The 20,734-nt window shown below is 55.7% G+C and carries 22 protein-coding genes and 4 tRNA genes; 15 read left to right on the top strand and 11 right to left on the bottom strand.

What is annotated here, in order from left to right; all coding sequences use genetic code 11:
- Positions 1-164: 164 nt before the first annotated feature.
- Complete coding sequence (locus tag WC370_10830) at positions 165-590, bottom strand: isoprenylcysteine carboxylmethyltransferase family protein (protein MFA5309956.1); 426 nt, start codon at positions 588-590, stop codon at positions 165-167.
- Here WC370_10830 and WC370_10825 point away from each other — a divergent pair.
- Positions 580-708: a hypothetical protein gene (locus WC370_10825; protein ID MFA5309955.1), complete on the top strand. Its 129-nt coding sequence runs from the start codon at positions 580-582 to the stop codon at positions 706-708. The genes WC370_10830 and WC370_10825 overlap by 11 nt on opposite strands.
- A gap of 72 nt (positions 709-780) precedes the next feature.
- Here the strand turns inward: WC370_10825 and WC370_10820 are convergent.
- From WC370_10820 to WC370_10805, 4 genes are all read right to left on the bottom strand, one after another.
- Positions 781-871 (bottom strand) — tRNA-Ser (locus WC370_10820).
- A 148-nt stretch (positions 872-1,019) separates the two neighbouring features.
- On the bottom strand, positions 1,020-1,457 hold the full coding sequence (locus tag WC370_10815; GenBank protein ID MFA5309954.1) for a DUF126 domain-containing protein: 438 nt from the start codon (positions 1,455-1,457) through the stop codon (positions 1,020-1,022).
- A complete protein-coding gene (locus WC370_10810; GenBank protein MFA5309953.1) occupies positions 1,458-2,702 on the bottom strand; it encodes an aconitase X in 1,245 nt (414 codons plus the stop codon).
- A 47-nt stretch (positions 2,703-2,749) separates the two neighbouring features.
- Positions 2,750-3,637 carry a DUF6282 family protein gene (locus WC370_10805; GenBank protein MFA5309952.1) on the bottom strand — a complete coding sequence of 296 codons (888 nt, stop codon included), beginning with the start codon at positions 3,635-3,637 and terminating at the stop codon, positions 2,750-2,752.
- Between the two features lie 88 nt (positions 3,638-3,725).
- On the opposite strand from WC370_10805, the gene WC370_10800 reads away from it, so the two are divergent.
- Positions 3,726-4,871 carry a glycerate kinase gene (locus tag WC370_10800; GenBank protein MFA5309951.1) on the top strand — a complete coding sequence of 382 codons (1,146 nt, stop codon included), beginning with the start codon at positions 3,726-3,728 and terminating at the stop codon, positions 4,869-4,871.
- 93 nt (positions 4,872-4,964) lie between these two features.
- Here WC370_10800 and WC370_10795 read toward each other — a convergent pair whose 3' ends face one another.
- From WC370_10795 to WC370_10775, 5 genes are all read right to left on the bottom strand, one after another.
- A complete protein-coding gene (locus WC370_10795; GenBank protein MFA5309950.1) occupies positions 4,965-6,320 on the bottom strand; it encodes a uroporphyrinogen decarboxylase family protein in 1,356 nt (451 codons plus the stop codon).
- A gap of 117 nt (positions 6,321-6,437) precedes the next feature.
- Positions 6,438-6,935, bottom strand: coding sequence for a hypothetical protein (locus WC370_10790; GenBank protein ID MFA5309949.1), 498 nt, complete (start codon positions 6,933-6,935; stop codon positions 6,438-6,440).
- A 454-nt stretch (positions 6,936-7,389) separates the two neighbouring features.
- A complete protein-coding gene (locus WC370_10785; GenBank protein MFA5309948.1) occupies positions 7,390-8,025 on the bottom strand; it encodes a hypothetical protein in 636 nt (211 codons plus the stop codon).
- Positions 8,026-8,069: 44 nt separating this feature from the next.
- Positions 8,070-8,246, bottom strand: a complete 177-nt coding sequence (locus WC370_10780; GenBank protein ID MFA5309947.1) for a hypothetical protein — start codon at positions 8,244-8,246, stop codon at positions 8,070-8,072.
- A 21-nt stretch (positions 8,247-8,267) separates the two neighbouring features.
- Entirely contained in the window at positions 8,268-9,341 is a 1,074-nt protein-coding gene (locus WC370_10775; GenBank protein ID MFA5309946.1) for an NDP-sugar synthase, read from the bottom strand.
- 180 nt (positions 9,342-9,521) lie between these two features.
- Here WC370_10775 and WC370_10770 point away from each other — a divergent pair, with 180 nt between their 5' ends.
- From WC370_10770 to glpX, 11 genes are all read left to right on the top strand, one after another.
- Positions 9,522-10,877 carry an SLC13 family permease gene (locus tag WC370_10770; GenBank protein MFA5309945.1) on the top strand — a complete coding sequence of 452 codons (1,356 nt, stop codon included), beginning with the start codon at positions 9,522-9,524 and terminating at the stop codon, positions 10,875-10,877.
- A 57-nt stretch (positions 10,878-10,934) separates the two neighbouring features.
- Positions 10,935-11,007: transfer RNA gene (locus tag WC370_10765), tRNA-Arg, on the top strand.
- A 21-nt stretch (positions 11,008-11,028) separates the two neighbouring features.
- Positions 11,029-11,592 carry a 2-oxoacid:acceptor oxidoreductase family protein gene (locus WC370_10760; protein MFA5309944.1) on the top strand — a complete coding sequence of 188 codons (564 nt, stop codon included), beginning with the start codon at positions 11,029-11,031 and terminating at the stop codon, positions 11,590-11,592.
- Positions 11,593-11,601: 9 nt separating this feature from the next.
- Positions 11,602-11,895, top strand: a complete 294-nt coding sequence (locus WC370_10755) for a 4Fe-4S binding protein (GenBank protein MFA5309943.1) — start codon at positions 11,602-11,604, stop codon at positions 11,893-11,895.
- Positions 11,895-13,070, top strand: coding sequence for a transketolase C-terminal domain-containing protein (locus tag WC370_10750; GenBank protein ID MFA5309942.1), 1,176 nt, complete (start codon positions 11,895-11,897; stop codon positions 13,068-13,070). Before WC370_10755 ends, WC370_10750 begins: the two co-directional genes overlap by 1 nt.
- Complete coding sequence (locus tag WC370_10745) at positions 13,070-14,020, top strand: thiamine pyrophosphate-dependent enzyme (protein ID MFA5309941.1); 951 nt, start codon at positions 13,070-13,072, stop codon at positions 14,018-14,020. The genes WC370_10750 and WC370_10745 overlap by 1 nt, the downstream gene beginning before the upstream one ends.
- Entirely contained in the window at positions 13,989-14,453 is a 465-nt protein-coding gene (nuoE, locus tag WC370_10740) for an NADH-quinone oxidoreductase subunit NuoE (protein ID MFA5309940.1), read from the top strand. The genes WC370_10745 and nuoE overlap by 32 nt, the downstream gene beginning before the upstream one ends.
- Positions 14,454-14,472: 19 nt before the next feature.
- Positions 14,473-16,152: a NuoF family protein gene (locus WC370_10735; protein ID MFA5309939.1), complete on the top strand. Its 1,680-nt coding sequence runs from the start codon at positions 14,473-14,475 to the stop codon at positions 16,150-16,152.
- Between the two features lie 17 nt (positions 16,153-16,169).
- Positions 16,170-16,901: a 2Fe-2S iron-sulfur cluster-binding protein gene (locus WC370_10730; protein ID MFA5309938.1), complete on the top strand. Its 732-nt coding sequence runs from the start codon at positions 16,170-16,172 to the stop codon at positions 16,899-16,901.
- Between the two features lie 173 nt (positions 16,902-17,074).
- Positions 17,075-17,152: transfer RNA gene (locus WC370_10725), tRNA-Pro, on the top strand.
- Between the two features lie 219 nt (positions 17,153-17,371).
- Positions 17,372-18,397, top strand: a complete 1,026-nt coding sequence (gene glpX, locus WC370_10720; GenBank protein ID MFA5309937.1) for a class II fructose-bisphosphatase — start codon at positions 17,372-17,374, stop codon at positions 18,395-18,397.
- A gap of 148 nt (positions 18,398-18,545) precedes the next feature.
- Here glpX and WC370_10715 read toward each other — a convergent pair whose 3' ends face one another.
- Positions 18,546-18,740: a helix-turn-helix transcriptional regulator gene (locus tag WC370_10715; GenBank protein MFA5309936.1), complete on the bottom strand. Its 195-nt coding sequence runs from the start codon at positions 18,738-18,740 to the stop codon at positions 18,546-18,548.
- Between the two features lie 227 nt (positions 18,741-18,967).
- Between WC370_10715 and WC370_10710 the strand changes: the two genes are divergently transcribed.
- Positions 18,968-19,846: a hypothetical protein gene (locus WC370_10710; GenBank protein ID MFA5309935.1), complete on the top strand. Its 879-nt coding sequence runs from the start codon at positions 18,968-18,970 to the stop codon at positions 19,844-19,846.
- 79 nt (positions 19,847-19,925) lie between these two features.
- Positions 19,926-20,001, top strand: a tRNA-Gly gene (locus WC370_10705).
- Positions 20,002-20,734 lie beyond the last annotated feature (733 nt).

The raw sequence follows: 20,734 nt of genomic DNA, 5'->3' as shown, positions 1-20,734 counted from the left end.
CCATTGCTATTGTCCAGCGCCGTTCCGATGGGGGTGGCCGATTTGCTCCGAAAGAGTGGCCTACTTTACTCCGAAAGGCCGGCCGGTTTGCTCCGAAAGGGTGGCCGTTTTAGTCCGAAAAACGCAGGAAATACAGCGTGATGTTAAATCATATTTGAAAACAACTAGTAAACAAACGGGAGCAGCATTTTAACTTTCTGCCGGTATTTCAAAAAATCACCCGGAAACTCTTTGGCCAGTAGCTTATCTTCCTGCCGGCTCTTTACGACCATGAAAAACGCGGATAATACGCTCCAGCTAAAGCCGAATATATCCGCCAGTACCAGCGCCGTTCCAAACAAGGCAAATAAAAAGCCCGCGTACATCGGGTGTCTGACAATACCGTACGGCCCGGTTTTGACTAAAGCATGTTCCTGCTGGACCATTACCCGCCCGCTCCAGTTTTTCCCGAGGGTAATCCTCGACCAGGCGGAAAATATTATGCCCGCGGTGCACATAATAACGCCGAGAATATTTGTCCAGACGTTATCCTTATAAATTCCCCGGGGAACCCAACCACCAATAAACAGGGGAATATAAATGATAACCACGGAAGAGAAAAATTTAATCAGCGAGACTGCTTCCGATAACAATCTAGCCCGGCTATCGATTACGGCTTTGATAACCCACAAGATGAACATCGCGGCCCAAAGCCCGACGGTTACGTAGATAAAGGCGATGTTATTCATTATATTTCAGTGGCTTGCCAGCCGACTTGCCCACAGAAGCTTTTGCGCAGGCTGGCGGAGAGGGTGGGATTCGAACCCACGTCCCGATATAATCGGGAACCGCTTTTCGAGAGCGGCACCATCAACCACTCGGACACCTCTCCCGGCTACGAACAACGGACTTTATTATTATGCTTTATTTGCCTGACAGCGTCAATGCGTTTTCTCCGGCGGCTGCCCCTGAAAAAGAAAGACGCCCCGGGCATCGGGGCGTCTCTTGTCAACGCTATTTTGATAAATAACTTGCCGCTGCTATTTCTTTTTTGTTACCTCTACCGTCCCTTTTTCCCCATCCACCTTCACCCAGTCCCCGGTGGCGATAACTTCACACGGGTTTTTATCCAGCCTGTCCACCAGCGGGATATTAAGCTCTATGGCCAGGGCGGCCCATACCGGGTGGGCGCGCACGTTAACGATTGCTTTAGGCGCGGTGCCCGCCGCCGCCATGTCCATCATGATATTGGTGCTGAAAATTCCCCCCTTGCCGGTAGGGAACACCAGCACCTTGTCCTTAAAGCTCTGTCCGTAAACCGACGGCGTGGCCACCTTATTGGTAAAAGTGGCGTCCGCGGGGTCGGTCCAGACGTTGCCGGTATCCGCCATCAGATTGACCGGCTCCTGGCAGACCAGCGCCTCGCCTTCACCGGTGCCGCCGATGCCCTTATGCCCCTTGAGCACTATCTTGGCCATTTATTTTCCCTCCATCCTGCCGGTCAAGGCAATCTTGACGCAGTCTTCCAGGTTTTTCAGCACCGGCTCGATGTCCTGGTTGCCGATGTAGTGGCAGGACTTGGCGTCGAAGAATACCAGGGTGTTGAGTCCCAGCCGCTTGGCGCCCATGACCGGGTTGTTGGTGAAATCCGCCGCGTCCACGTTCCTGCCTTTCAGATAGTCCTGCATGCCCAGCATCACGCCGGCTTTTTTAATAGTGTCCGATAGCCCCACCCGGTCCGCTACCGTCCTGACCGGCCCGTCTATCAGGGCTACGGTGGGGAATTTATCCGATACCTTCTTGCCGTCGAGCAGTTTGGCCAGCTTGTACACGTTTTCTATGGAAACGTTCACGCCGAAGCCGCCGATGGATACCATGTCCGGCTGCGACTTTTTAGTGGAGAACGCGTCATAAACTTCTTTAAGCTCATCAGTCCCGACCTCGTAAGTCTCCAATGGCTTGACGCCGCCGAAAGCCTGTTCCCGCGTGTGCGCTTCCGGTGAAACGCCTACCAGCAGGGAGTGCACGCAGGCCCCGTAAGCCGGAATGGAGGAACAGAAAGCCACCAGGGCATCGTGGGTGATATCGGCGGGGTTAACGCCGTCCAGCACCGGCACGTCCCAGTAATGCTTGCCCAGCGTTTTAGATATATAGTAGCCCAGGGCGCTCCAGTCCGTCTCGTCATTGAGCCTGACTTTAATGTTGAATAAAGTCTTGCCCACCCGGTTTTCCGCCAGGTGAAAGCCGTATTCCGGCGTCTTGCCGACGATGGCGGCGGAGTATTGCCCGACAAAGCATTCCGTATTGGCGCGGGCGCCGATATATGAGTTTACATAATGAGTGACAGCCGTGCCGTCGGCCACCAGGTGCTGCCCGTAAACCGGCTGGCAGAACAGGTTGCGGGGATGCCCGCTCCCGCCGATGGCAAATATGCCACCGAATTTTTTATGCAGCTCGAAGTCCAGAAAGTTGGACGACTCTATGGGCGCCATGGACAGGGGACACTTGAACGTGGCCCCGTGGTCGGCCAGCCAGTTCAGCCACTCGGTGGTTTTGCCCGGCTTCCTGGGGCTGGGGCCGATAGTCAGGAACGCCATGCTAACGGGAATCAGGCGCTTGGCGTCATAAAACTCCCCCATCTTCACCAGCACTTCCATGGCTTTCTGGTAGCCCGCGCCGTACCCGCCGGAGAGCATTTTTTCTTCATCCCGGGTCAATTGCATACGGTATATGTCTCCTTTCCTCTTATCTGGGAAAATATCTTATATCATCAGTCCAGGCCCAGCAGCCGGGACGGATTCGTCTTGACCATCATTTCAATGTCTTTGGCCGGGATGCCTCCCTCCAGCATCGCCCGGATAAAAGATTTAAATCCTTCCGGGGCCGGGGGATTATCTATCTGCCCGAAGTCCGTGGTCATGATGCAGTGCGCCGCGCCGACCCTCTTGATGGAGTCTACCAGAACGTTAGGGGATATTTTATGAATGTTATTCTCACAGGTCCAGTAGGAATACTCGATAAAAGCGCCCATTTCCGCCAGGCGCGCTATCTCCTCGTTGGTCAGTATTTCGTCCATGAGCTGGTCCTGCAACACGTGCGTAACCACTACTTTTTTAATACCGGCTTTCAGGGCTTCCGTCACCAGAATAAAAACCTCTTGGGGCGCCAGGTGCCCGGTGCCTAGGACGATATCATGCTCTTTAATAATACGGAGAATTTCAACCACTTCCGGCAGCAGTCGGCCGCGGGCATCCAGGATGGTCTGTCCCTCCCCCGGCAGGTCGAGCCCGCGGGAACGCAGCACTTTACCTTTGGAGTTGGCGGCGGTGGCCGTCGGCATCCAGACCACTTTAGCGCCCAGCCGCGCCCAGGCCAGTACGGCCCCCGGGTTCAGGCCGCCCGCCTCGTTATCCAGGGTGAAGCTGCCGATTACCCCCACCTTTGGCGTCAGCCCCTGCGCCAGCCGGGCTAAAGCCGCCGTGCCGTACTCGCGGTTTTTCAGGACGATGGCCCTCATGCCGGCGGCTTCGGCTGCCTGCGCCAGCTGTAAAGAGTCCTGCCGCCGCTGTAAACGGGACTCGGGGCCGATGTGGATGTGCATATCCACCGCCCCGGCGATGAGTCTGTCTACGGCATGGCTGATTTCCTGACGGGTCATGGACGGTGTTCTCCTTGCTCAAACCTCAAATGTTGTCATATTATACTACATAAAAAGGTTTGTAAATAAATACGTTCCGGCGGGTGAGATGAAGATAATAATCGCGCCGCAGTCTTTCAAAGGCAGCCTCCAGTCCCATGAAGCCGCCGCGGCCATGGCGCAAGGCGTGCGGGATTTTAACAAGAATATAGCAACGGTGCTGCTGCCCATCGCGGACGGCGGCTCCGGTACGGTCAGGGCGCTGGTGCAGGCCACCGGCGGCGTAATCGTAACCGCCCCTGCCCACGACCCTCTGGGCAACAGCATTACCGCCGCCTGGGGCAGGCTGGGGGACAAACGGAGCGCGGTAATTGAGGTAGCGGCCGCTTCCGGTCTGGCGCTGGTGCCGGAAGACAAGCTAAATCCCATGCAGGCCGGCACCTACGGCACGGGCGAGCTTATCCTGGCGGCGTTGGAGGCCGGCTGTAAAAAGATAATCATCGGGCTGGGTGACAGCGCTACCGTGGACGGCGGCGCGGGACTGGCGCAGGCGCTGGGCATAAAACTACTTGATGCCAAAAATCAGCCGATACCGCCCGGCGGCGCCGGTCTTTCCCGTTTAAAGCATATTGATATTACGAATAGGCACCCGCTGATTAAGGATTGTGAGATTCTCTGCGCCTGTGATGTCACCAATCCCCTGTACGGCCCGGACGGTGCCGCTTACGTGTACGGGCCGCAGAAGGGTGCCACGCCGGACATGGTAATAAAGCTGGATGCCGCCCTGCGCAATCTGGCCGTAGTGATAAAACGTGACCTGGGACTGGATATCGCTTACCTGCCGGGCGCGGGGGCCGCCGGGGGCCTTGGTGCCGGGTTGACGGCTTTCCTGGGGGCCGCGTTAGTGCCGGGCGTGGACCTGGTGTGTGAGAGCATCGGGTTTGATAAATACCTGGCTGATACTGACCTCGTATTGACCGGGGAAGGCCGGATAGATTTTCAAACGGCCTTCGGCAAGACGGTGGCGGGCATCGGTAAAAGGGCTAAAGCCGCCGGCAAACCGGTCATTGCCATCTGCGGTGAAATGGGTCAGGGCTACCGGGAGGTCTATAAGCACGGCATAGATACCGTCTTGAGCATGGTGCCGGAGGGCATGGCGCGGGCCGATGCCATGAAGAACGCCGCTGCTCTTTTACGGGACGCCGCCGCACGGGCGGTCAGGCTTTTCTGCGCCGCCCGCGGGCAAAGCGATTGATTTTGTGAAATCATAAAGCAAGCCTTAAAAAGTCAGGCCGGTCATCGTTTACGGACAACCGGCCTGAATACTCGCTATTATCGCTGGTTGAAGCTATTTCTTATAAAACCCGTATTCCCTAACGGCTTCCATGATGGCCCGTATGTTTTCCAGCTTGGGATTGTCCGGGGAGGAGCCGGAGGAGAGAACGAAACCGCCGCCCTTGCCCACTTCCTGGATAAGCCGTCGGCAGTACTCTTTTACGTCCTTGGGCTCGCCGGTGACAATCAAAGAAGCCGGTATATTGCCCTGTAGGCAGTATTTCTTTCCCAGCACCTTCTTGGCCTCGAACATATCCGTGCGGTCGAAGTACCAGACCACGGAGCCCTTGGGGAACTCGTCCACGCAGTGCAGGCGGGTATTGAAGCTGCCCTCGGCGAAGAGGCTCTGGATAAGCCCCTCGTTAATGAAGGCGTTCATTACCTTTTTCAGGGACGGCCAGTAGAATGTATCGAACTGCTTCTGGGACATCCAGCCGTCGGCGCCTTTATGCAGCGGGTAGGTGATTATCAGCGAACGCTCGATGCCCGGCGACTTCAATACGGTGTTGATGGTGAGGTCGGCGATAACGTCCAGGGCTTTGAGCAGCTTGTCCGGACGGCGGAACATGTCTTTCATAATGCCGGTGGTGCCGCGCAGCGTATCGCCCAGGGTATCGAACGGCGCTTTGGCGAAGGTCACCCCGCCCATTCCCATACTTATCCCGGCCGCGCCCCGTCCCATCGCTTTCATCATTATCTGCTGTGACTTCTCATATTCTTTGCTGACCTCCAGCATTTTCTCCAGCATCGCCCGTACCGGCGGTGAAGCGATAGGCGCAAATTGGCCGATATGCACGTTCTCGGTGATGTTGGTGAAAGGCTGGAACAGGCGCATCGGTTCGAGGATGCCGTAGCAGCGCGGCAGGTAGGTCCTGATCCAGAAATCGGAGGGGTCGCGGATGAGGTCGTCATACTCATCCACCGTCATGTATTCTCCCTCAATGAACTGCCAGCCGGTGGCGTTTTCAGAAATGCCGTGTCCCGGCCAGGCGTACAGTCTATAATCCAGCAGTTCCAGCACCTTGCCCGGTGTGACCCAGGGCATCGCGGTGTATTCCAGCTCCTCGCTGTACTTGGCGTTGAACTTGGCGGAAGCCTCGATGGCCTTTTCCGGGTCATACATGGCGGTACGGGCGTTAACGCCGAACATGGTGAGGGGCAGGTTGCCTACCGGCAGAACCACGGGGACCCGGTCCGGTTCTCTTACGTTGTACACGTCCACCATACGCTTTGCCCGGGCTTTAAAAGCTTTTTCCGCTTCCGGGCTGGGGAATTTCATGCCGGAGGTATCCAGGGTGGCATTCAACCGGTACTGGCGTTTTTCTTCCGGCGTCATTTGCGCCCAGTTCGCTGGTACACTAGATGGCATTATTTGTTCCTTCTTTCACATAATATTTTTATATTAGGTGATATACTCCTTTTAAACGACTGCGGGTTTCTTTCTATCCGGTCTTGTCTTTTATTCGTTGATGATTCAGCGCGCGTTCTATTTTTTCATGGAATGATTGGTAACATCCATGAACAGCTCCGGCTTGAAGCCCTTGTCCTTGGGGAAGAAAGGCTCTCTGGTGGGCGGGGAGCCGTCCGCCGGCGCGAGCATCATTTCTATCTGAATAATTGGGCTGTCCACCCTGGTTATCTCCATGGGGCAGTGGACCAGTCCCGGCGGCAGGGAAATAACCGTGGGCTTGGTGAAGACGTGTTTTTCCAGCTCTTCACCCAGGTAAAAGACCACCTCCGCCCCGAAATCATCCGGGTCATCCGGGTTGCCGCTGTACCAGGCTAAAAATTCCTGGAAATTGTGGGTATGGGCGGGGTTATCGCCTTTAAAGGGCTTTCTCACGAACTGGTGGCCGAAAGAGTAATCATAATGCACCATTTCCCGGCTGACCCACAGTCCGTCGAAAATAACGCTTTTATCCGCTTTCATGCGCATCTCTATATGAGGTGGATGGGAGACGTATTTATCATATTTGCCCGCCATGTCATTCCTCCTGAATAGAATTATTAATCAGCAAATTCATCATTGGACAAATTTTAGACCATTCCCAAGCGCATTGTCAAAATGCTTCCGGCCCGTTATTGGAGTGCCGGGACAATGTGATTATTTTGTGACCGGATGATTCTGTTTTGTGATTCAGGCGTGATGCTCATTACCTACAATACTGACAATTAAAACGTTTATTTTGAATATCTATATATATGGAATTAATTGAAAAGGTGCATCTGATTAACCCGAGGTAAAGAGCCATGTTGAACATTATTAAGTTTAAGGGGTGTAAACGGTGCGGCGGTGATTTATTTCTGGAACATGACTCGGAAGGAGACTACGTTTTCTGTCTCCAGTGCAGCGCGGTCTATACCCGGCAGCTGACCATCCCTCCCCCTCCGATGAAAAAATATAAGACCAGGAAAGTTTATGCCCACTGAAGGGTTGGCTACTCTTTAGGTGTTTCTTCGGATAGTTTGCTCTGGCGTTCTCTCAGCCAGCGCTTAATCTCGTCCAGGGCGGGCGGGGCGACGTAAAAGACCTGTATGTCCGCCGGGAACTGCACCTGGTGGTTTTCCCGCAGCAGCACCAGACCTATTTCATTCTCTTTCAGCGTCTCATCTATTTTCCGGGCGATGTACTCGTTTCTCTTTTTGCCCACTTCGATGTAGGCGTCATATACCTTATTGATAACGGAAGGGCTTTGCAGGCCTATCAGCAGGCACCGGCTCCAGTCCATGTACTCCGTCAGCAAGTCCGCGTCTTCCAACGCTTCGAACTGGGCTTTTTTGTCCAGGCAGGCTTTCACGATGTCATAGCTGGCTTTATTCAGCTCCTCGATAGCCTTGCAGCCTTCTTCGCCGGAGGCCGCTATCATCTCGTGGTAAACGCGGTTTACGTCGCCCAGTTTCAGGGTAAGCTCGCTGATTTGCCGCGCCACCTGTTCCCAGTACTTATTGCATTTCTGGACGTAGTCCGTCTCCGAGTCCTCGCCCTGGTACAGGGCCGGCACGAAAAACAGCTTGCGGCCATTTTTAAAATTTTCCACCGGAGGTTTTTCTATTTTTCCCAGTTCTTCCGCCATAGCTTTCTCCCGCGTTTACTATATAAGCATAAGTAATGTCTGCTTTAGCGTAGTTCTTTCTCACATTCGTGGCAGACTACTATCACCGGCCGGAACCTGGCGATGATTTTCATCTTGGAAATCGGCTGCTGGGTCTCGCAGCGGGCGCACTTAAAAGTTACTTCCTCGGTCTCCTGTTTCTTTGCCTTGTGGTGGCTGCCTTTTAGTGTTTCTTCCGGCATACAACTCCTTCTAAAACGTGCTCAGGCCCCGTTAGCGCCCGGCACCGGCAAGGTTACGGTCCGTCCCGCGTTCATGACGCAATCGGCTATATTGCTGTTCCGGCCAATAGCCGCGTCGCTGCCGATAATGCAATGGCTCAAGCGGGAACCCGCCCCGATACTCACCCTGTCCCATATTACCGCATTTTCCAGGTTGACGCCATCTTCCAGGCAGCATTCCCGCCCGATGACCGCCGGCCCCGTGATGCGTACCCCCCGCCCGATGCGGCTCCCTTCCCCGATAACTACCGGCCCTTTTACCTCCGCCGCCGGGTGGACCGTGACGTCTTTACCATAATATATACCATTGTCCTTGATTTCCTGCAACAAAGGGCTGTTAATTTTCCGGTTCAGCAGGTCCATGTTCAGGGAAAAGTATGTCTCCGGCCTCCCCATGTCCAGCCAGTAGCCCCGGTATTCATACCCGTACACCGGCTTTCCCATATCCAGCAAGGCGGGGAAAAGCCCTCTTTCGAACATGTAGGGCTGTCCGTCCGGGATATGCTCCAGTACTTCCGGTTCCAGAATATATGTACCGGCGTTTATCCAGTTGGTGGTGGCCGTGCCCGGGGGCGGCTTTTCAATAAACGCTTTCACCCGGCGGTCGGCGTCCGTTTCCACCACGCCGAAGGCGCTGGGATTCTCCACCCAGGTTAGCGATATGGTGGCGGCGGCTTTCCTGGCCCGGTGAAAGACGAGCATATGCCGCAGGTCCATGTCCGTGAACAAATCGCCGTTCAGGACGTAAAAGCTGCTGTCCAGATAGGCGGCGGCGTTTTTTACCGCGCCGGCGGTGCCCAGCGGCTCCTTCTCTATGCAATAGGTGAGGTTTACCCCGCACCTTTTCCCGTCCCCGAAGTACGCCTGTATCATCTCCGGCAGATAGTTCAGCGTCAGGATGACATCCTCCACGCCATAGTGCTTGAGGTAGGCCAGGGTGTGCTCCAGCACCGGGCGGTTCAATAGCGGCACGATGGATTTGGGCATGTAATCCGTCAGGGGCTTTAAACGCGTCCCCAGTCCGCCCACCAGCAGCACCGCTTTCAGTTTAGACAAGGCTTTGCTCCTGAATAAATAAATACGCTGCTAACGAATATAATATCGCGGGGAGGAATTACAATGTCCCGCCCCCGCTATAGTTACTTTAATTGTCCCGGGGTAAAAATGTCAATGATATTGTCATACGGTGGGCAATATTGTTAAAATGGAACGAGTTTTATCTTTAAGGGAAAGGCCATGTTTTCACTCAGCCAGATTTTAGCCATCGTTATCTTCGTGTTGATGTTCGCGGCCATAGCCAGCGGCAAAATACCGCGGCATACCGCCGTGCTGGCCGGGGCCGGCCTGATGATAGCGGTGGTTTTCCTGGGCACCATGCATTCCCCGGGCTCTTTATGGGACTATTTTAATTTGACCGCCCTCGGCCATACCAATTTCTGGCTGCCGGGCTCCAACGCCGTCGAGGCGCAGGGATTCAACTGGCAGACGATTATCTTTATCGGCTGCATGATGATAATCGTGGGGTGGCTGGAAACGGCGGGGCTGTTCCGCTGGCTCTGTTTATACACGGCGCGCCTGACCGGCTACCGCGTCATCCCCATCCTGATTTCTTTTATCATATTATCGGGATTTCTTTCGATGTTCATCGGCAGCATCACCGTAATGCTGTTTCTCAGCATGGTTACCATCGAGCTGGCGCGACTGCTTAAGTTCGACCCCGTGCCGATGATTATCGCCGAGATTTTTGCCGCCAACACCGGCGGCAGCGCCACGCTTAGCGGCGACCCGCCCAATATCATCGTGGGCACCGCCTTCGGCTTCAGCTTTACGGACTTTATTGCCAATACCGGCGTCATCGCCTGGGCGGCTATGGTGCTGGTCATCATCTTCTTTTTCCTGGTTTTACGCAAGACGCTCAAGCAGGAGACCAGCCCGGCGGAAGCCGCTAAAGTAAGCCCCCCGCCCGGCTCCGCCATCACCAACCCGCGCGCTTTCCGGCTGGCGCTGGCGGTATTCGCCCTTATAGTAGTATTGCTGATAACGCACGCTTACACCGGGCTTTCGGTGGCGGCCATCGGGGTTATCTGCGCCATTGTCTCGCTGGCTCTCTCCGGTAAAAAAGCCGGGGCAATTCTTCGGGGTATAGACTGGCATACGCTGTTGTTTTTCAGCGGCCTGTTTTTCTGCGTGGGCGGTCTGGAGGTCAGCGGCGTGCTGGAGAAAGTATCGGAGGGCATCGGCAATATCTCTCACGGCAATACCGGGGTGGCCATGGCCATGATACTCTGGCTTTCCGCTTTCCTTTCCGCCTTCGTGGATAACATCCCGTTTGCCGCCGCCATGGTGCCGGTGATAAGAGACCTTTCATTGACCGGCATCAACCTGCCGGCCATGGCCTGGACGCTTTCGCTCGGGGCGGATATCGGCGGCAACGCCACGCCCATCGGCGCTTCCGCTAACGTGGTCGGCATCGCCATCTGTGAAAAAGAGGGCTATCCCATCAGCTGGGGCAAGTTCACCAAATATGCGGCCTTGCTCACGGTGCTGGTCATCGGGTTCTGTCACCTGCTTCTTTACTTCCGCTACGCCTGAGCTTACGCTCAGGGTTGCCAGAAATGACCGTTTTATAGTATTATTTTAACGTGATTGGCCCCTGTAGCTCAGGTGGATAGAGCACCAGCCTCCGAAGCTGGCCGCGAGCGTTCGAGTCGCTCCAGGGGCATTATTTATTTGCGGAGTTGACATGACTAAAGAGAAAAGCCTAATGGAAATCAGGTGGCACGGACGCGGCGGACAGGGCGCGGTAACCTCGGCGGAGATGCTGGCTCAGGCCGCTATCAGCGAGGGTAAATACGCCCAGGCTTTCCCCAGCTTCGGGCCGGAGCGCCGCGGGGCGCCGGTACAGGCCTTCAACCGCGTGGACAGCCTGGCGCCGGTCAGGATCAGGGTGGATATCACCCAGCCGGACTGCGTGGTCGTCCTGGACCCGAGCCTGCTGTCCAAGGTCAAGGTAACCTCCGGCTTGAAAGACGGCGGCTGGGTAATCGTCAATACCCGTAAAACGGCCTCGGAAATCCAGAGCGAGTTCGGCATAACTCACCCGGTGGCCACCGTAAACGCCGGCAAGATAGCCCGCGAGGTGCTGGGCGTAAACATCGTCAACACCACTATGCTCGGCGCCGTGTTGAAAGTGACCGGCATCGTGGAACAAAAATCCACTCACGCCCCGCTGCAAAAGCGTTTCGGCAAACTGGGTGACCGCAATATCAAGGCAATGGAAACCGCTTACGAGCAAGTAGTGATTTAGGAGTAATTGATGGCGAAATCCGAAAGTGAAATGACGTGGAAAGACCTGGAAATCGGTAACATCGTGACCGAGCCAGGCAGCGCCCGGGAGTACGAGAGCGGCACCTGGCGCTCGCAACGCCCCACTTACGACTTCACCAGGTGCATCAAGTGCGGACTATGCGCTCTTTACTGCCCGGAAGGCTGCATCGGGCAGAACCAGGAAGGCTATTTTGAAGCCGACCTTTATTACTGCAAGGGCTGCGGCGTCTGCGCCAAAGAATGCTGGCCCAGGGTTATTAGTATGATAGAGGAGGTGGAGTAATGACCATTAAGACCGGTATTGAAGTCTCCATCGCCCTGGCTGATGCCGTCAAGATGTGTAATCCGGATGTAGTGGCGGCTTACCCCATTACCCCCCAGACCCACATCGTGGAGCATCTGGCCGAGTTGGTTGCCAACGGCGAGCTTGACGCCGAATATGTCCCCGTGGAGTCCGAGCATTCCGCCATGAGCGCCTGTCTCGGTTCGGCGGCGGCCGGCGCCCGCACCTTTACCGCCACTGCCAGCCAGGGACTGGCCCTGATGAACGAGGTAGTCTATGTGGCCGCGCCCATGCGCCTGCCAATTATCATGGCGGTGGCCAACCGCGCTTTATCCGCCCCCCTCAGTATATGGGCCGACCATTCTGATATGATGTCTGTCCGGGACACCGGCTGGATTCAAATAGTGGTGGAAAACGGCCAGCAGGCGCTGGATAACACCATCATCGCTTTCCGTGTGGGTGAAGACCAGCGCGTTCTGTTGCCGGTGATGGTCCACCTGGACGGCTTTAACCTTACCCATGTTATCGAACCCATCATCTTTCCCACCCAGGAAGAGGTGGATAAATACCTCCCCAAGAACAGGTTCCCCCTGCCCCTTAACCCGGACCGGCCGGTAGCCATGGGCGATTTCGGCCCGCCGGCTATTTTCATGGAGACCAAGTGGGCGCAGCAGGTCAATCTGGTTAACTCCAAAAAAGTAATCCTCCAGGCCTGGGACGAGTTTGATAAAGCGTTCGGCCGGAAATATATGCCCGTGGAAAAGTATCACAGCGATGGTGCTAAAGTCCTGCTGATGACCATGGGCAGCTCCGGTGAGACCGCTTCCGTCGCTATCGACGAGATGCGCGCGGCGGGGCTGGACGTGGGGCAGATACGGCTGCGCTTATGGCGGCCCTTCCCCTTCGAGGAGCTGCGGGAGGCGGTAAAGGACGCGGACGTGCTTATCGTCATCGACCGCGCCATGTCCTTCGGCGGGCCGGCCGGGCCGGTAGCCTCGGAGGTCAAATCCGCCCTCTATAACCAGGCTAAAAAGCCCAAAGTAGTCAGCTACATTATCAGCCTGGGCGGCCGCGATACCACCATAGACGGCTACAAGGACATCGTGAAAAAGGGCATGGAGATAGCGGCCAAAGGCAGCCGGAACGAATTTGAAATCTACGGTGTGAGGGAATAATGGAAAAATACGCGATATATGTTCCCCGGCTCGTTAAAAAAGAGGAGAACTTTGCGCCCGGGCACCGCGCCTGCATCGGCTGCGGGGAAGCCCTGGCCATTCGCCAGGCGTTTAAAGCCCTGGATAACAACGTAATCGTCGTCAACGCCACCGGCTGCGCGGAAATCTTCTCCTCCCAGCTCCCGCTGACCAGCTGGCAATTGCCCTGGATACACACCCTGTTCGAGAACACCGCGGCGGTGGCTTCCGGCATCGAGGCCGCCTACAAGGCCATGCGGCGCAAGGGCGCTCAGCTGCCGGAAAACACTAAAGTAGTCGCCATCGGCGGCGACGGCGGCACCTCGGACATCGGCCTCCAGGCGCTTTCCGGCGCGCTGGAACGCGGCCACGATTTTACCTACATCTGCTTTGATAATGAAGCCTACATGAACACCGGCGTCCAGCGCTCTTCCTCCACGCCTTTCGGCGCCTCCACTACCACCTCTCCCGCCGGTAAAAATAGCATCGGGCAGTTCAGCTGGAAGAAAAATATGCCCGCCATCGCGGCGGCGCATAACATCCCTTACGTTGCCACCGCCACCCACGGCTACCCCTTCGACCTGATGGCGAAAGTGGCCAAAGCGGTAGCCACCAAAGGCCCGGCCTACGTACACATCCTTTCCGTTTGCCCCACCGGCTGGCGCAGCCCCACCGATACCATCAACCGCCAGTCGCGCCTGGCCGTGCAGACCGGTGTTTTCCCGCTTTTTGAGGTGGAGAACGGCGTTTACAAAATGAGCGTTGATATGCCCGTTTTGCGGCCGGTAACGGACTACCTGAAAGGGCAGGGCCGGTTCCGCCATCTGACGGAAGACACTATCGCCCTGATACAGCAGCGGGTAGAGTTGGAATATCGAAAAATACTGGAGAATGTGAAACATGGCAGTAAAGCAGCTAAAACCCAGGGTTAACAAGATACTGGATGCTTACCAGCGTGATAAATCGGCGCTGATAGATATCCTGCATGATACCCACGCGGCCATCGGCTATCTTCCCAAGGAAGCCCTGGCGGAAATAAGCGCCGGTCTGGGCGTGCCTTTGAGCCGCGTTTACAGCGTGGTCACTTTCTTCAAGGCCTTCAGCCTTACCCCGCGCGGGCGCAATCTTATCAGCGTCTGCATGGGCACGGCCTGCCACGTCCGCGGCGCGGACAAGATCATGGCGCAGATTGAGAAAGAGCTGGGAATCAAGACCGGCGGTATTACGTCCGACCTCAAATTTTCCCTGGAGACCGTCAACTGCGTGGGTGCCTGCGCCCTTGGTCCGATGGTCATCATCGGAGATGACTATCACGGCGAGATGACGCCGGAAAAAGTAAGCCCCGTACTCAGCCAATATCACTAACTAGCGGAGGAAGTCACCAGTGGCTAAATTAAAGACCGTGGGTGAGCTCGACACCCTGATTAAAAGCATCGTCGGCAAAATAGATAAAAATAAAGCCGTGATTACCGTTTGCAACGGTACGGGGTGCCATGCTCACGGCTGCCAGGCCGTCACCACCGCCTTGCAGGAAGAAGTGAAGAAGCAGAAGCTGGAAAGCAAGGTCAGCATCCGCATATCCGGCTGTCACGGCTTTTGTGAGCGCGGCCCCCTGGTCGTTATCAAACCGGAAAATATCTTCTACCAGCGCGTCCGGGTCAAGGATGTCCCGGAGATATTCTCCGAGACCATCGCCAAGGGCAAGGTTATCGAGCGGCTGCTCTATACCGACCGCGCCACCAATCAGAAAATCGCTCATGAGCACGAGGTGCCTTTCTACAAGCTGCAAAAGCGCCTCGTTTTCGGCAACAACGGCCTTATCGACCCCACCTCCATCGAGGATTATCTGGCGGTCGGCGGCTACACCGCCCTGGCCAAAGCCCTGAAAATGGCCCCGGAAAAAGTCATCGAAGAGGTCAAGAAGTCCGGCCTCAGAGGCCGCGGCGGCGCCGGCTTCCCCACCGGCAGCAAGTGGGAGAGCACCCGCAACGCTCACGGGGACGTTAAATACGTTATCTGCAACGCCGATGAAGGCGACCCCGGCGCTTTCATGGACCGCAGCCTGGTGGAAGGCAACCCTCACAGCGTGCTGGAAGGCATGATTATCGGGGCCTACGCTATCGGCAGCCATGAAGGCTTTATTTACATCCGTAATGAATACCCCCTGGCGGTACGCCACATGCGCCTGGCCATCGAGCAGGCGGAAGCCTGCGGGCTCCTCGGCGATAACATCATGGGCACCGGCTACAGCCTGCATATCAAGATAAAACGCGGCGGCGGCGCCTTCGTCTGCGGCGAGTCCACCGCTTTGATGGCCTCCCTGGAAGGCAAGGTCGGCGAGCCCCGCGCCAAGTACATTCACACCTCGGAGCAAGGACTCTGGGGCAAACCGAGCAACCTCAATAACGTGGAAACGTGGGCCAACGTGCCCCTGATTATCAACAAAGGCGCGGACTGGTACTCTAAAATCGGCACCGCCGGCAGCAAAGGCACCAAGATATTCGCCCTGGTGGGCAATATCAGCAATACCGGCCTGGTGGAAGTGCCCATGGGCACCACCCTCCGCACCATCGTCTATGACATCGGCGGCGGCATTCCCAAAGGCCGCAAGTTCAAGGCGGTGCAGACCGGCGGCCCCTCCGGCGGCATGATTCCGGAAAGCCTGCTGGATTTGCCCGTGGACTTCGACGAGCTGACCAAGGCCGGCTCGATGATGGGCTCCGGCGGTATGATTGTCATGGATGACAACACCTGCATGGTTGAAATGGCGCGCTATTACGTCACCTTCCTGGAGGGCGAGTCCTGCGGCAAGTGCCTGCCCTGCCGTGAAGGTCTGCGCCAGATGAAATATATCCTGGACCGCATCACCTCCGGCCAGGGCAAAGAGGGCGATATCGCGCTGCTGGAAGAGATTTCCGCCACCCTGGTGGACGCCGCGCTCTGTCAGCTGGGACAGTCCGCCCCCAACCCGGTAATCAGCTCCATCAAGCATTTCCGGGACGAATATGAAGCCCACATTAAAAACAAGAAATGCCCCGCCGGCGTCTGCAAATTCGGCGAATAAAGTAAGGATAAGACGAAATGCTGAATATTACGATTAACGGACGACAGATTAAAGCCAAAGAGGGCGCTACCGTACTGCAAGCCGCCCGTGACCACAACATCTATATCCCCACCCTTTGCGCCAATGATGCCGTGGCCCCTTACGGCGCCTGCCGCCTGTGCCTGGTGGAAATCAAGACCGCCAAAGGGCGGGAGCGCCTGGTCACTTCCTGCATTTATCTGGTGGAAGAAGGGCTGGCCGTTCAAACGGAAACTGAGCGCATCGGTAAAATCCGCAAAATGCTGCTGGAGCTTTTGCTGGCCCGCTGCCCGGACTCCGAAGAAATTATCTCCCTGGCCAAAAAGGCCGGCGTGGAAAAGACCCGCTTCGTGGAGCAGGAGGGCAACAACAAGTGCATTCTCTGCGCCAACTGCGCCCGTACCTGTGACGAGGTGGTCGGTGTGGCCGCCATCAGTCTGGCCAAGCGGGGGGTGGATCGGGAGCTTACCACGCCCTTCAACGAGGATTTTTCTGAGGCGTGCATCGGCTGCGGCTCCTGTTCTTTCAGTTGCCCCACCGGCGCCATCACCATGGAGGACGTTAAGGGCACCCGGACCATCAAATGGCCGCATAACAGCATCAAGTTCAAGATGAGGAAATGCCCGGTCTGCGGCCAGTACTGGGCGCCGGAAAAACAGATTGAATACGTGGCCAAGACATCAGGCACGCCATTAAGCGATTATGATAAATGCCCCGATTGCCGGGACTAGTTTTTACCATAAAAATGGAAACCGGAGAGGGGCGCCAAGCCCCTCTTTTGTTATGTACTGGTGCTGCCACCTATTGCGCCGGTCTGGACTCTAAACTATACTGTTATTAACAAATACTTAACAAACAGGGCGGGGTTTGATACTTGTCACTTGATACTTGTTACTTACCCCATCGGGGTGTAGCGCAGTTGGTTTAGCGCGCAGCGTTTGGGACGCTGAGGTCGGAGGTTCGAATCCTCTCACCCCGACCAATGAAAAAGAAAATTAAGCGCCAAATGCGTGGTCGGTCAGCGCGTCCCGATTGAATCGGGAAGGTCGGAGGTTCGAATCCTCTCACCCCGACCAATGAAAAAGAAAATTAAGCGCCAAATGCGTGGTCGGTCAGCGCGTCCCGATTGAATCGGGAAGGTCGGAGGTTCGAATCCTCTCACCCCGACCAACCATCAAAACAGGGAGGAAACTAACATAATATGGCTACGAAAAATAACGGTCAGCCCATCGAGCGGAACATCGCCATGGAGTTGGTGCGCGTTACCGAGGCCGCCGCTATGGCCGCCGCGCAGCACCTGGGCAAAGGCGACAAAATACTGGTGGACCAGGCGGCGGTAAACGCCATGCGTAACGTGCTCGGCTTCGTGCGCATGGACGGCATCGTAGTCATCGGGGAAGGGGAAAAAGACGAAGCGCCGATGCTCTATATCGGCGAAAAAATCGGTGACGGCACCGAGCCCAAAGTCGATATCGCCGTGGACCCGGTCGACGGCACCACCCTGACCGCCCGCGGCCTGGCCGGGGCTATCTCCGTGGTGGCTCTTTCCGCCCGCGGCACCATGCACTGCCCTCGCAACCTGGTCTATATGAACAAGATTGTCACCGGAATGGAAGCCAAAGACGTTATCGATATCGATGCTCCAACGTCGGAAAATATCCGGCGGGTGGCCGCCGCCAAGAACAAAAAGATTCATGAGATAACCGTGGTGGTGCTGGACCGGCCCCGCCATGAGAAACTGCTCAATGATATCCGCCGCGCCGGCGCCAGGGTCAAGCTCATTTCCGACGGTGACGTTTCCGCGTCCATTGAAGCGGCGCTGCCGGATACGGATGTGGACATGCTGATGGGTATCGGCGGCACGCCGGAGGGGGTGCTTTCCGCCGCGGCGATACGGTGCGTGGGGGGATGCATCCAGTGCAAAGGCTGGCCGCGTGACGAGCAGGAAAAACAGAACGCCATCGATAAAGGCGAAGACCTGAAAAAAGTCTATACTACCGAGGACCTTATCAGCAGCGACGACGTGTTTTTTGCCGCTACCGGCGTTTCCAGCGGCAACCTTTTGAAGGGGGTACGCTACTTCAGCGGCGGGGCCACCACGCAGTCCATCGCTATGAGGGGACGCTCCGGCACGATGCGCTGGATAGACGCGCGCCATAACTTTGATAAGCTGGAAAAGCTGGACGTCATGAGATACGTCAAGTCGCGGAAATGGTCGCAGGGCTAGTCCTGCATCGGGTGGGGGAGCGGTTTTTTACCCTTCATCAGCTTTTCCTGTGCCATCTTGGAATAATTACTTGCTTAACATAACTCTACTAAGTAAAATATAACCTTTTAATCCCGCCCCGCCGTGAGCGGAGGACAATCAACACCGGCTATTCTTCCATCTTGATGCCGGCGGCCACCAGAAGTTTTTTCAGTTCCCGCCGCGCCAGCCGGGTAGGGTTGCCGCCCCGCTTTTCCCACCGCTGTATGGTAGAGAGGCTGACGCCCATCTCCCGCGCCAGGTCCTCCTGCGCCCATTCCCTTTTCTTCCTCAAAGCTTTTACCTTTTCACTTAGCTCTTTCATGGACACCTCCACGCTGTACGGCAGGGGAAAGCTCAACTATATATGTGAAGCATTATATAGTCCAAAGTAGCCAGTTGTCAATATATTGGCTTATATTATGACAGTTCGTATTATGAGGTACTTAATCACTATATTATTGCGATATGTTTGATATTATCCCGGTATTATTTTGACATCCTTCCTCAAAATAGCTATATTACCAGTAACAGCATAAGGAGGATTTTCTCATGTCTTCAGAAAAACTCACCCGCGCGTCCCTGGAAGGACTGATGAATCAATACCTGGAGGCGCTCGTCGCCCATGACCCGGGCCGCCTGCCGCTCTCCAAAACGGTAAAGCACACGGAAAATACCATACCCCTGGCCGTAGGGGACGGGCTCTGGGCCACCGCCAGTGATTTGCCAACCTACCGGCTCTACGCCTGTGACCCCCAGGCCGGGCAGGTGGGTCTTTACGGCTATATGCAGGAAAACGGCTTCCCCATCCTCATCGCCGCCCGTCTCAAGACGGAAAAAGGTCAGATTACGGAAATTGAAAACATCGTCGTCCGGCAGAGCGAGCGACCCTTCATGGAGGAAAACCTGCAAAAACCGCGCCCGCCGTTCCTGGCCGCCCTCAAGACGGAGGAGAAAGTCTCCCGCGCGGAAATGGTGCGCGTATCCGACCTTTATTTTGACGCGCTGGAGCAGAACAACGCCGATTTCCTCCCCCTCTGGGACGAATGCAACCGCATCGAAAACGGCATGCAGACCACCAACAACCCCGGCCTTTTCCCCCAGGAACCCAATCGCCCCCCCATGCCCACCGACTGCCGCGGGCAGATTAACGCCAAGTCCTTCGCCTACATCACCTCGATAACACCGCGTTACTGGACGGTCGTTGACGAGGAGCGCGGCCTGACCATGGGGACTTTCATGTTCCATCACAAGGGTACTATTAAATCGGTTGAGGTGCCCGGGGTGGGAACGGTGGAAATGATACCCATCGCCCGGCGGCCTTTTACCGTGGTCGTCAGCGAGCTTTTCAAGGTGCAAACCGGCAAAATCCGGGAGATTGAAGCTATCATGACCTCCCTGCCTTACGGGGCTAAAAGCGGCTGGGAATAGGAAAGGGAAATGGGGCCGGGAGCTTTGCCTTGCCTTTTGACATCACTCCTGTTTCGGGTTAAAATTATAGTTGCACCGTGCGGGAGTAACTCAGTTGGTAGAGTTCCTGCCCTCCAAGCAGGCTGTCGCGGGTTCGAGTCCCGTCTCCCGCTCCATAGTTTCTTTGGTTGATAGAGTTTCCCGATTTCCATCGGGACTGTCGCCCCGATTCTAATCGGGGTCTCCCGCTCCATAGTGACTTAAGTTGGTAGAGTTTCCCGATTCCCATCGGGACTGTCGCCCCGATTTTAATCGGGGTCTCCCGCTCCATAGTTTCTTTGGTTGATAGAGTTTCCCGATTTCCATCGGGACTGTCGCCCCGATTCTAATCGGGGTCTCCCGCTCCAATATTTCTTTAGTTGGTAGAGTTTCCCGATTCCCATCGGGACTGTCGCCCCGATTCTAATCGGGGTCTCCCGCTCCATATTTACTTAGGTTGATAGAGTTTCCCGATTCCCATCGGGACTGTCGCCCCGATTCTAGTCGGGGTCTCCCGCTCCATAGTGACTTAAGTTGGTAGATTTTCCCGATATTCGTCGAGACTATCGTTCCGATTATTGCCGTTAGAAATAGTTGCAGCCCTGGTCAAACCGGTTCTTCTTTATTTTCCTCTTTATCGGGCTCATTTTTTAACAGAATATTTTTTTATTATAATTATTCTCCTAGAATCAAATTTTTCCTTGTCCTGAGAAGGTATTTCATATATAATTGGGCTTAGAGCATTTAGCCAGTCGGTGACGGATGCGCTCGCCCCGGCTCAGGGGCATTCTCTAGTGCGAGGATGGTAACGTGACAGAGCTTTTACGAGTTAATAACCTGCAAGCACAGTTCAAGACCGAGTCCGGCCTG

It is taken from the genome of Dehalococcoidales bacterium, from assembly GCA_041652735.1.
Taxonomy (GTDB): Bacteria; Chloroflexota; Dehalococcoidia; order Dehalococcoidales; family RBG-16-60-22; genus RBG-13-51-18.
The sequence above is the reverse complement of the archived record's forward strand: the minus strand, read 5'-3'. Positions and strand labels throughout refer to the sequence as shown.